The organism is Paracoccus sp. SSK6 (genome assembly GCF_039770665.1).
Lineage (GTDB): Bacteria > Pseudomonadota > Alphaproteobacteria > Rhodobacterales > Rhodobacteraceae > Paracoccus.
This window is the reverse complement of record NZ_JBDPNJ010000051.1, coordinates 1-9,574: the sequence shown is the minus strand read 5'-3', so window position 1 is coordinate 9,574 and position 9,574 is coordinate 1. Positions and strand designations below refer to the sequence as shown.

Sequence of the window (9,574 nt, the reverse complement as noted above, 5' to 3'; positions counted from 1 at the left end):
TTTCCTCCCCCTCATTTCACGTCTAACACGCAGCCCTTATCTTCGCTAAGACGACCGCGCTGCGGGATGAAAGCGAATGGAAACGGCATGACGGACCTTGACGATGCAACGGCGCTGATCGCCACCATGGGCGAGGCCGCGCGCGCCGCGGCGGTGGACCTGGCGCAGGCCACGGCCGAGCGCAAGCACGCCGCCCTGATCGGGGCAGCCCATGCGCTGCGTCAGCGCCAGGCCGAAATCTTGGCCGCGAATGAAAAGGACATGCAGTTCGGCCTCGACAAGGGCCTGGCCGATTCGATGCTGGACCGCCTGCGCCTGGACCCCGACCGCCTGCGCGGGATCGAGGACGGGTTGCGCGCGGTGGCCGAACAGCGCGATCCGGTGGGCGAGGTCGTGGCCGAATGGGACCGCCCCAACGGCCTGCACATCCAGCGCGTCCGCACCCCCATCGGCGTGATCGGCGTCATCTATGAAAGCCGCCCGAACGTGACGGCCGATGCGGGTGCCCTGGCGCTCAAGTCCGGGAATGCGGTGATTCTGCGCGGCGGGTCGGAAAGCCTGCATTCCAGCCAGGCCATCCACGCCTGCATGGTCGAAGGTCTGCGGCAGGCAGGCCTGCCCGAGACCGCGATCCAGCTTGTGCCGACCCGCGACCGGGCGGCGGTCACGGCGATGCTGCAGGCGCAGGGGCTCATCGACGTGATCATCCCGCGCGGCGGCAAGGGCCTTGTCGGGCTGGTGCAGCGCGAAGCGCGGGTGCCGGTCTTTGCGCATCTGGAAGGCATCTGCCACGTTTACGTGGATCGCGACGCCGACCCTCAAAAGGCGCTGCGCGTGGTGATGAATGCCAAGACGCGGCGCACGGGGATCTGCGGCGCGGCGGAATGCCTGCTGATCGACCGGCAGTATTACACGCAGCACGGCCCCGCCTTGGTTCAGGCGCTGCTGGATGCGGGCGTCGAGGTGCGCGCCGATGGCGATCTGGCCAGCATCCCCGGCACCGTCGCCGCCGAGCCGGACGATTTCGGGCGCGAGTTCCTGGACATGATCATCGCCGCCAGGCTGGTCGATGGCGTGGACGGGGCAATCGCCCATATCCGCCGCCATGGCAGCCAGCACACCGAATCGATCCTGACCGAGAACGACGCGACCGCGCAGCGTTTCTTCGCGGGCCTCGACAGCGCGATCCTGATGCGCAACGCCTCGACCCAGTTCGCTGATGGCGGGGAATTCGGCATGGGCGCCGAAATCGGCATCGCCACCGGCAAGATGCACGCCCGCGGCCCCGTGGGGGCCGAGCAGCTGACCAGCTTCAAGTATCTGGTGACGGGCGACGGCACGATCCGGGCATGATGCCGCCGGGCTTGCAGTTGGGGTGCCGGGATCAGAAGGCGATCTCGGCCCCCTTGTCATCGACGTCCCAGGTGGCGCGGCGGCCTGCCTGAGCCAAGGCTTCGGCCAGCAGGGGGAATTGAACCTCGGACGGCTGGGGCCGGCGCGGGTCTTCGCCCCCCAGCCAGGCCCACAGGGGGGCATCCTGCCTGGTCCGGTCCGCCTCGGCCACCAGACGCCACCCTGCCGGACCATGCACCACCGTGACCTTGGCGCCCCAGGGCAGCGCGCTTTCCAGGCACATCATCGCCAGCACGATCATGCGCAACTCGATGCGGGGAAAATCGCCCTCGGCATCCAGCTGGACCTGCATCCGGCCCTGCGCGGAAAACCCGTCCAGCAGTTGCGCCATCCCCGCCCGCGCGATGCGCTGATCGCCCTGCACCTGGCCGAAAGCCACGCGGAAGATCTGGATGCGCGACCGGGCCGCCGACACGCTTTCCGCGATCAGCTTCAGTTCGGGGCTGGTGTCGATGCCGGGAAATTCGGGCGACATTTCCAACAGTTCCACGCCATTACCGATGGCACCCAGGGGCGAGACGAGATCATGGCACAGCCGTGACCCCAAAAGCTGCGACAGCTCGCCCGCTGCGATGCGCGTTGTATCCGAAATCATGGGGCATTACCTTTCAAGAAACATGCAGGGGACGCCGCCGTGAACGAGATCCTGGAACCCGGAATGATCGTCCGCCATCCCGGTGTCCCCGAATGGGGTGAGGGCCAGGTGCAGTCGCGCATCGGCGACCGCATCACGGTCAACTTCGCCCATGCGGGAAAGCAGGTCATCGACGGAAAGCGGGTCTCGCTGGACATTGTCTGGTCGCAGGGCGGCTGAGGAAAGTCAGCGTCACGATTGCAACCTTTGGTTGTTCCCCGCAAGCCGTGAGTTGCGTTCCCGCCATGCCCCTGACCCTCTGCCGCGCTGTTGCAATGCCGGTTTCCGCCCCCTAGAGAGGGGGTGATGACCATGACCGCCATTGCCGCCCGCATGAAGTCCGACCCGTCCTTCTTCGACATCCGCCTTGCGGCGTCGGACCAGGATCTGCTGGCGGCGCAACGCCTGCGCTATCGCGTCTTTGTCGAGGAACTGGGCGGGGACGGTCCCCTGGTCGATCACGACCGGCGGCTGGAACGCGACGAGTTCGATCCTGTGGTGGATCACCTGTGTCTGATCGACACCCGCCGGTCGGCTGAGGATCTGGATCATGTCGTCGGCGTCTATCGCCTGCTGCGCGGAGAGCGTGCGCAAGACTTTGGCCGCTTCTACTGCGATGCCGAATATGACCTGACGCCGCTGCGCGAATGCGGCCGCCCGGTGCTGGAACTGGGGCGGTCCTGCGTCGATCCGGCCTGCCGGGGCGGGTCGGGCATGTTCCTGTTGTGGAACGCGCTTGCCGATTACGTCCTGGACCACGGGATCGAGATCCTGTTCGGCGTGGCCAGCTTTCACGGCACCGACACGGCAATGCTGGCCCCCGCGCTCAGTTGGTTGCACCATCACCATCTTGCGCCCCCCGCTCTGCGGCCCAGGGCGCTGCCCGCTGGCTATCACCGGATGGATCTGATCCCTGCCGACCGCCTGGACCGGAGGGAGGCGCTTGTGGGAATGCCTGCGCTGATCAAGGCCTATCTGCGGCTGGGCGGCATGGTGGGCGATGGCGCCTTCATCGACCGCGCCTTCAACACCACCGACGTGTTCCTGCTGATGGACACCGCCGCCATGTCGGGCAAGCACCGGCAGTTCTACGAAAGCCGCTGGCAGCCACAATGAACCGACCCTCTCGTGCGGATGCCGGACGGGGCGATGCGACCTGGCGCGACGAAATCCCGCCGCCGGTCGTCCGACCCCATGGCCTGGGCGACTGGCTGCGCGTGTTGCGGCGGGGGACCGGCGCCGTCCTTGTGCTGCTGCTGGGGGTGCTGCTGATCCTGCCCCTGCGCGGGATCGAGCGTCTGTTCCATGGCCGGCGGCGCCCCTGGAGCGGACCGCATGTCCAAATGGTCTGCCGCCTGACCCTGGCCTGCATGGGCATCGGCTGGCAACGAAGGGGCCGACCCATGCAGGGGCCGGGCGCGGTCGTCGCAAACCATTCCAGTTGGCTGGACATCCTGGTCCTGAACGCCGCCATGCCGGTGTTCTTCGTCAGCAAGGCCGAGGTCGCGACCTGGCCCGGCATCAACATCCTGACCCGCGTGACCGATACGCATTTCGTGGTCCGCGATCCCCGTCTGGCGCAGGACCAGGCGCGTGAATTCGCCGAGCGTATCGGGGCAGGGCACCGGCTGTTGTTCTTCCCCGAGGGCACCTCGACCGACGGGCGGCGGCTGCTGCCTTTCAAGCCGACGCTGTTCCAGGGCTTCCTGGACCCTGCGCTGCCTGATGGTCTGGCGATCCAGCCCGTCAGCGCGGTCTATCAGGCGCCCGCCGGGGCCGATACGCGCTTTTACGGCTGGTGGGGCGACATGGATCTGGGGCCGCATCTGCTGGCGGTTCTGGCCGCACGGCGGCAGGGGCGCGTCACCGTGGTCCTGCACGACCCGATCCCCGTCGCGGGCGAGAGCCGCAAGACCCTTGCCGCCCTCTGCGAGGATGCGGTGCGCCGGGGTATTGCTTGAACGCGACGGGGAAAACGGTCCAGTATCGGCCCATCCAAAAAGGAACCGCCCCTGTGCCCATGCCTGTCCTTGCCGGTCGTGCCGCGGCGTGCATCCTTGCCGCGTTCATTGGCGCACCGGCAGCCTGGGCGGATTGTGTGCAACCCTATGAAAACCTGTTCACCTGCGACATCCCGGAACGCTCTGCGACGGTGCAGTTCTGCCGCATCTTCGGCGACAACCCCGAGGATCTTCCAGAATACCGCTATAGCTACGGGGACAACGGCACCGCGGAACTGGTCTTTACCACCAGGCAGGCCACCTCTACCGCGGTTTCCGGCGTGTGGGGCATTCCGGGAACGGCGATCACGACCGCTTATGTGAACGGGCAAACGGTCTATGCCGCCTTCGTGCCCTTCGATGAACATGAATACAGGCGCTCGGCTGTGGTCCTGGTTTACAAGGACATGGACAGCTACGTGAACGAGAGGGAGAAAGGCATTCTTGCGCGGCGGTCCTGCTATCCGCCCAGCATCGTGGTCAACCAGGAATGGTTCGGACCGGGTTGACGGCTTGTCGGGCGGAAAGCTGCGGAATGCGGAAGGAAATGGGAATGCGCGTGATGCCACTGTTGGTCCTGCTGTTCTCTTTCGGAGGCTCGGCCGCGATGGCGAATTGCGTTCCGCCCTATTCGACGATGTTTGCCTGCGATCTGATGGACGACGGCGGCAGGGTCGAATTCTGCGAACGGATCCCCGAAGGCGGCGGCTTCCCCGATAGGTTTTCCTATAACTTCGTCCGCGCCCATTTCCGTTCCGAACTGTATTTCGAGGCAGAAGACAATTACGGTTCGGCCAAGTATTACCGGACCGATGACCGGCCCATCCAGACAGTCGGCACGGGCCTTCTGCATGGCGAATACGTCTATTCGGTCTTCGTCACTGGGCCCATGAACGAACATCCCGATGTCGCTCAGCTTCATGTCTACAAGTCGCTGAAGGATTTCCAGGACAATAAGGAAAGCGATATCGAGCGTCTTTATTGCGACGAATCCTCGATCATCATGAACTGGGAGCACTTCGGGCCGGGCTGATCTTTCGCTTGAAGCCCGGCCCGGTGGTGCCGATATCTGTACTGTCGACTTCCACATATATGAGGAGCGTCGTGTGACCCGTTTCGCCGCGCCGATCGCAGAACAGATCTGGGACATGAAGTACCGCCTGAAGGACGCCGAAGGCCACGCCATCGACGCCACGGTCGAGGACAGCTGGCGCCGCGTCGCCCGCGATCTGGCCCAGGTCGAGGCGAACCCGGCCGAATGGGAAGACCGCTTCTACGCCGCGCTGCAGGATTTCAGGTTCCTGCCCGCCGGGCGTATCCTAGCGGGCGCGGGCACGGGCCGATCGGTCACGCTGTTCAACTGCTTCGTCATGGGCACGATCCCCGACAGCATGGAGGGCATCTTCGAGGCGCTGAAGGAAGCCGCCCTGACCATGCAGCAGGGCGGCGGCATCGGCTATGACTTCAGCACGCTGCGCCCGAAGGGGGCCGAGGTGCGCGGCGTGGCGGCGGATGCATCCGGCCCGCTGTCCTTCATGGATGTCTGGGATTCGATGTGCCGCACGATCATGTCGGCGGGCAGTCGCCGCGGCGCGATGATGGCCACCATGCGCTGCGACCACCCCGACATCGAGGATTTCATCGCGGCCAAGCAGGACAGCGCCCGGCTGCGCATGTTCAACCTGTCAGTGCTGGTGACGGATGCCTTCATGGAGGCGGTCAAGGCCGACGGCCCCTGGGAACTGGTCTTCGGCGGCCGCGTCTATCGCACGGTCCCCGCGCGCGACCTGTGGAACCGGATCATGCGCGCGACCTATGACTATGCCGAACCGGGTGTGATCTTCATCGACCGCATCAACGGGCAGAACAACCTGCAATACGCAGAAACGATTTCCGCCACGAATCCCTGCGGTGAACAGCCCCTGCCGCCCTATGGCGCCTGCCTGCTGGGTTCGGTGAACCTGGCGCGGCTGGTCGATGCGCCCTTCATGCCGCAGGCCCGGCTGGACATGACGGCGCTTGACGATCTGGTCCGCGTGGCCGTGCGGATGATGGACAACGTGGTCGATGCATCCCGCTTCCCGCTGCCCCAGCAGGCGGCTGAGGCGCAGGCCAAGCGCCGCATCGGCCTGGGCGTGACGGGGCTTGCCGATGCGCTGCTGATGCTGGGCCTGCGCTATGGCGCGCCGGACGCGGTTGAACAGACGCGCGCCTGGATGAAGGCGATTGCGCGGTCGGCCTATCTCGCCAGCGCCGATCTTGCGCGGGAGAAGGGCGCGTTTCCGCTGTTCGACCGCGATGCCTTCCTGGCATCCGGCTTCATGCAGCGGATGGACGCGGATGTGCGCGAGGCGGTGGCGCAGTATGGCATCCGCAATGCCCTGCTGACCTCCATCGCGCCGACCGGGACGATCAGCCTTTATGCAGGCAACGTGTCCAGCGGGATCGAGCCGGTCTTCGCCTATGCCTATACCCGCAAGGTGTTGCAAAAGGACGGCAGCCGGACCGAGGAGGAGGTCGTCGATTACGCCGTCCAGATGTGGCGCGACATGCATGGCGAGGCGCCCCTGCCGGACCATTTCGTGAATGCGCAGACGCTTGCGCCCCAGGATCACGTCGCCATGCAGGCGGCGGCGCAGGAATGGGTGGATAGCTCGATCTCGAAGACGATCAACTGCCCCGCCGACATTTCCTTTGACGACTTCAAGGATGTCTACCTGTCCGCCTGGGATCTGGGCTGCAAGGGTTGCACGACCTATCGCCCGAACGATGTGACGGGCAGCGTTCTGTCGGTCAGCGAAAAGGCCGAGGCCGCGCCGCAAGCGGATACCGGCGCCGACGTGGTCTACCTGACCGAACCGCTGGATCGCCCCGCCGCCTTGGAAGGCGCGACCTACAAGCTGAAATGGCCCGCCAGCGAGCACGCCATCTATATCACCATCAACGACATCGTGCAGGCAGGCCACCGCCGCCCGTTCGAGATCTTCATCAATTCCAAGAACATGGAGCATTTCGCCTGGACGGTCGCGCTGACGCGGATGATCAGCGCGGTGTTCCGGCGCGGCGGCGATGTCAGCTTCGTGGTCGAGGAGTTGAAGGCCGTCTTCGATCCTCGCGGCGGGGCCTGGATGAACGGGCGCTATGTGCCTTCGATCTTGGCGGCCATCGGCGGGGTGATCGAACGCCACATGGTCGAGACGGGCTTCCTGGCAGGCGAGGGGCTTGGCCTGAAGACCGACCCGCAGGTCGAGGCCGTGGCGGTCGGCGAACGCCCCCTTGGCCCGGCTTGCCCGAACTGCGGCCAATACGGGATGCGCATGAACGAAGGCTGCATGACTTGCCCCAGTTGCGGGCATTCCAAGTGCGGGTAGGGGGCATGGTGGGGTGAAACCCCGCCCTGCCGCCGGATCGTAGGGTGGGGTTCCACCCCACCATGTCACAACCCCGTCGCAGCCAGCGTGTCGGCGATCACAGGCGCCAGCCGCGCGGCCCATTCCGCCTGGCCGGCGTCATCCGCGATCAGGTCGTTGCGCACCTCGATCAGAACATTCGGGCGGTCGTGCCTCAAGGCATGGCGGTCGATCGAATCGCCTTCCAGATGGCCGTCATAGGGCTGGTTCTCGCCCGTGACCCAGCCAGCGGCGCGGCAGGCCTGCACCAGCGGCGGGCCAAGCCGGACATCCTGCCAGGAATACAGGATCCCCACCTGCCAGGGCCGCATCGGACGGCCGCGAAGCTGCGGGGTAAAGCTGTGGATCGCGCAGATGCAGCGGTCGGGATGGCGGTCGGCCAGCCGCGCAAGCGCCGCGTGATAAGGGCGGTGCAGCCGGTCCAGGCGGCGCTGGCGCTCGGCCTCGTCGGCGTGCTTGTTGGCCGGGATCACCGTGCCGTCGTACAGCCGCATCAGCAGCGTCGGGTCGTCCTCGCCCCGGTTCGGGTCGATCACCAGTCGCGAGAAATCCGAGAAGATCGCAGGCGCATCCATCACCGCTGCCAGCCGCGACGCCAGACCCGCCGCGCCCACGTCATAGGCGATATGGCGGGCCATGTCGGCGGGCGCGATGCCCAGCGAACCGCCGTCCACCCAGTCCGGCACGCGGTTCGTCGCGTGGTCGCAGGTGATCAGCCAGCGGGACGGGCGATCCTCGCCCTCGGTCCAGAAGGCGCGCTCTGTCATGGGTCGGTCATCCTTCATCTTGCAGGATGTCTATGACATGGTGCCGCCGGACGCCAGTTGCGGCTGCCCGCGATCTGGATCATAGTTAGCGCAAACGGAAAAAGGGCGCAGGAATGAGACGACATCGCAAGGTAAAGATCGTGGCAACGCTTGGGCCTGCCTCCTCGACCCGCGAGATGATCCGTGCGCTTTTCGAAACCGGCGCCGATGTGTTCCGCCTGAACATGAGCCATGGCAGCCACGCCGATCACCGCGCCCGCTATGACGCGATTCGCGCGGTCGAGGCCGAGACCGGCCGTCCCATCGCCATTCTGGCCGATCTTCAGGGACCGAAGCTGCGCGTGGGCCAGTTCGCCTCGGGCGCCTGCGACCTTGAGGAAGGCGAGCGTTTCCGGTTCGACCTGAACCCCGCACCGGGCGATTGCCACCGGGTGCAACTGCCGCACCCCGAGATTTTTGCCGCGCTTGTGCCCGGCAGCAACCTGCTGGTCAACGACGGCAAGATCCGCCTGCGGGTCGATGAATGCGGCCCCGATTTCGCCGATTGCACGGTGACGGTCGGCGGCACGATCAGCGATCGCAAGGGCGTGAACGTGCCAGACGTGGTGCTGCCGCTGGCGGCCTTGTCGGACAAGGACCGCGCCGATCTGGAATTCGCCTGCGAACTGGGGGTGGACTGGTTGGCCCTGTCCTTCGTGCAGCGCGCCGCCGATGTCGAGGAGGCGCGCGCCCTGGCCAAGGGCCGCGCGGCGATCCTGTCCAAGATCGAGAAACCGGCTGCGGTCGATGCCTTCGACGACATCCTTGCGGCGTCCGACGGGATCATGGTCGCGCGCGGCGACCTGGGGGTCGAGCTGCCGATCCATTCGGTCCCGCCGATCCAGAAGCGGCTGGTCCGCAAGTGCCGGTCGGCGGCCAAGCCGGTGATCGTGGCGACCCAGATGCTGGAATCCATGATCGAAAGCCCGATGCCCACGCGGGCCGAGGTCAGCGATGTCGCCAACGCCATCTACGAAGGCGCCGACGCGGTGATGCTGTCCGCCGAAAGCGCGGCGGGTGCCTATCCGATCGAGGCGGTGCGGACGATGGACAGCGTCGCTCAATCCGTCGAGGCCGACAGCAACTATCGCGCCATCATCGAGGCTTCGCGCCAGAACAGGCTGCATACCGTGGCCGACGCCATCGTGTCCGCCGCGCGCGAGATTGCCGAAACGACCGACATCGCCGCGATCTGCGCCTTCAGCCAGTCGGGCAAGACCGCCAGCCTGGTCGCGCGCGAACGGCCCCGCGTGCCGATCATCGCGCTGACCCACGTCGAATCAGTGCTGCGCCGCATGTGCCTGACCTGGG

The 9,574-nt window shown here is 66.1% G+C and carries 10 protein-coding genes; 8 read left to right on the top strand and 2 right to left on the bottom strand.

What is annotated here, in order from left to right; all coding sequences use genetic code 11:
* Positions 1-87: 87 nt before the first annotated feature.
* Positions 88-1,353, top strand: a complete 1,266-nt coding sequence (locus AAIL68_RS16790) for a glutamate-5-semialdehyde dehydrogenase (protein ID WP_347140900.1) — start codon at positions 88-90, stop codon at positions 1,351-1,353.
* A 31-nt stretch (positions 1,354-1,384) separates the two neighbouring features.
* On the opposite strand, the gene AAIL68_RS16785 is transcribed toward AAIL68_RS16790, so the two are convergent.
* A complete protein-coding gene (locus AAIL68_RS16785) occupies positions 1,385-2,008 on the bottom strand; it encodes a histidine phosphotransferase family protein (protein WP_347140899.1) in 624 nt (207 codons plus the stop codon).
* A gap of 39 nt (positions 2,009-2,047) precedes the next feature.
* On the opposite strand from AAIL68_RS16785, the gene AAIL68_RS16780 reads away from it, so the two are divergent.
* From AAIL68_RS16780 to AAIL68_RS16755, 6 genes are all read left to right on the top strand, one after another.
* Positions 2,048-2,227, top strand: a complete 180-nt coding sequence (locus AAIL68_RS16780; protein WP_347140898.1) for a DUF3553 domain-containing protein — start codon at positions 2,048-2,050, stop codon at positions 2,225-2,227.
* A 153-nt stretch (positions 2,228-2,380) separates the two neighbouring features.
* Positions 2,381-3,163, top strand: coding sequence for a GNAT family N-acyltransferase (locus tag AAIL68_RS16775; protein WP_347140901.1), 783 nt, complete (start codon positions 2,381-2,383; stop codon positions 3,161-3,163).
* Positions 3,160-4,008: a lysophospholipid acyltransferase family protein gene (locus AAIL68_RS16770; protein ID WP_347140897.1), complete on the top strand. Its 849-nt coding sequence runs from the start codon at positions 3,160-3,162 to the stop codon at positions 4,006-4,008. The genes AAIL68_RS16775 and AAIL68_RS16770 overlap by 4 nt, the downstream gene beginning before the upstream one ends.
* Positions 4,009-4,067: 59 nt before the next feature.
* On the top strand, positions 4,068-4,556 hold the full coding sequence (locus tag AAIL68_RS16765; RefSeq protein WP_347140896.1) for a hypothetical protein: 489 nt from the start codon (positions 4,068-4,070) through the stop codon (positions 4,554-4,556).
* A gap of 44 nt (positions 4,557-4,600) precedes the next feature.
* A complete protein-coding gene (locus tag AAIL68_RS16760) occupies positions 4,601-5,080 on the top strand; it encodes a hypothetical protein (RefSeq protein ID WP_347140895.1) in 480 nt (159 codons plus the stop codon).
* 73 nt (positions 5,081-5,153) lie between these two features.
* Positions 5,154-7,418, top strand: a complete 2,265-nt coding sequence (locus AAIL68_RS16755) for an adenosylcobalamin-dependent ribonucleoside-diphosphate reductase (protein ID WP_347140894.1) — start codon at positions 5,154-5,156, stop codon at positions 7,416-7,418.
* 65 nt (positions 7,419-7,483) lie between these two features.
* Here AAIL68_RS16755 and AAIL68_RS16750 read toward each other — a convergent pair whose 3' ends face one another.
* A complete protein-coding gene (locus tag AAIL68_RS16750; RefSeq protein WP_347140892.1) occupies positions 7,484-8,224 on the bottom strand; it encodes an N-formylglutamate amidohydrolase in 741 nt (246 codons plus the stop codon).
* A gap of 113 nt (positions 8,225-8,337) precedes the next feature.
* Between AAIL68_RS16750 and pyk the strand changes: the two genes are divergently transcribed.
* Positions 8,338-9,574, top strand: a 1,237-nt coding sequence (gene pyk / locus AAIL68_RS16745) for a pyruvate kinase (protein WP_347140891.1), incomplete at its 3' end; no start/stop codon positions are given.

Coding starts and splice junctions, on each gene's coding strand:
- AAIL68_RS16775 (WP_347140901.1), top strand. CDS start 2,381: ATGAAGTCCGACCCGTCCTTCTTCGACATCCGCCTTGCGGCGTCGGAC.
- AAIL68_RS16785 (WP_347140899.1), bottom strand. CDS start 2,008: ATGATTTCGGATACAACGCGCATCGCAGCGGGCGAGCTGTCGCAGCTT.
- AAIL68_RS16750 (WP_347140892.1), bottom strand. CDS start 8,224: ATGACAGAGCGCGCCTTCTGGACCGAGGGCGAGGATCGCCCGTCCCGC.
- AAIL68_RS16765 (WP_347140896.1), top strand. CDS start 4,068: ATGCCTGTCCTTGCCGGTCGTGCCGCGGCGTGCATCCTTGCCGCGTTC.
- AAIL68_RS16760 (WP_347140895.1), top strand. CDS start 4,601: ATGCGCGTGATGCCACTGTTGGTCCTGCTGTTCTCTTTCGGAGGCTCG.
- AAIL68_RS16770 (WP_347140897.1), top strand. CDS start 3,160: ATGAACCGACCCTCTCGTGCGGATGCCGGACGGGGCGATGCGACCTGG.
- AAIL68_RS16790 (WP_347140900.1), top strand. CDS start 88: ATGACGGACCTTGACGATGCAACGGCGCTGATCGCCACCATGGGCGAG.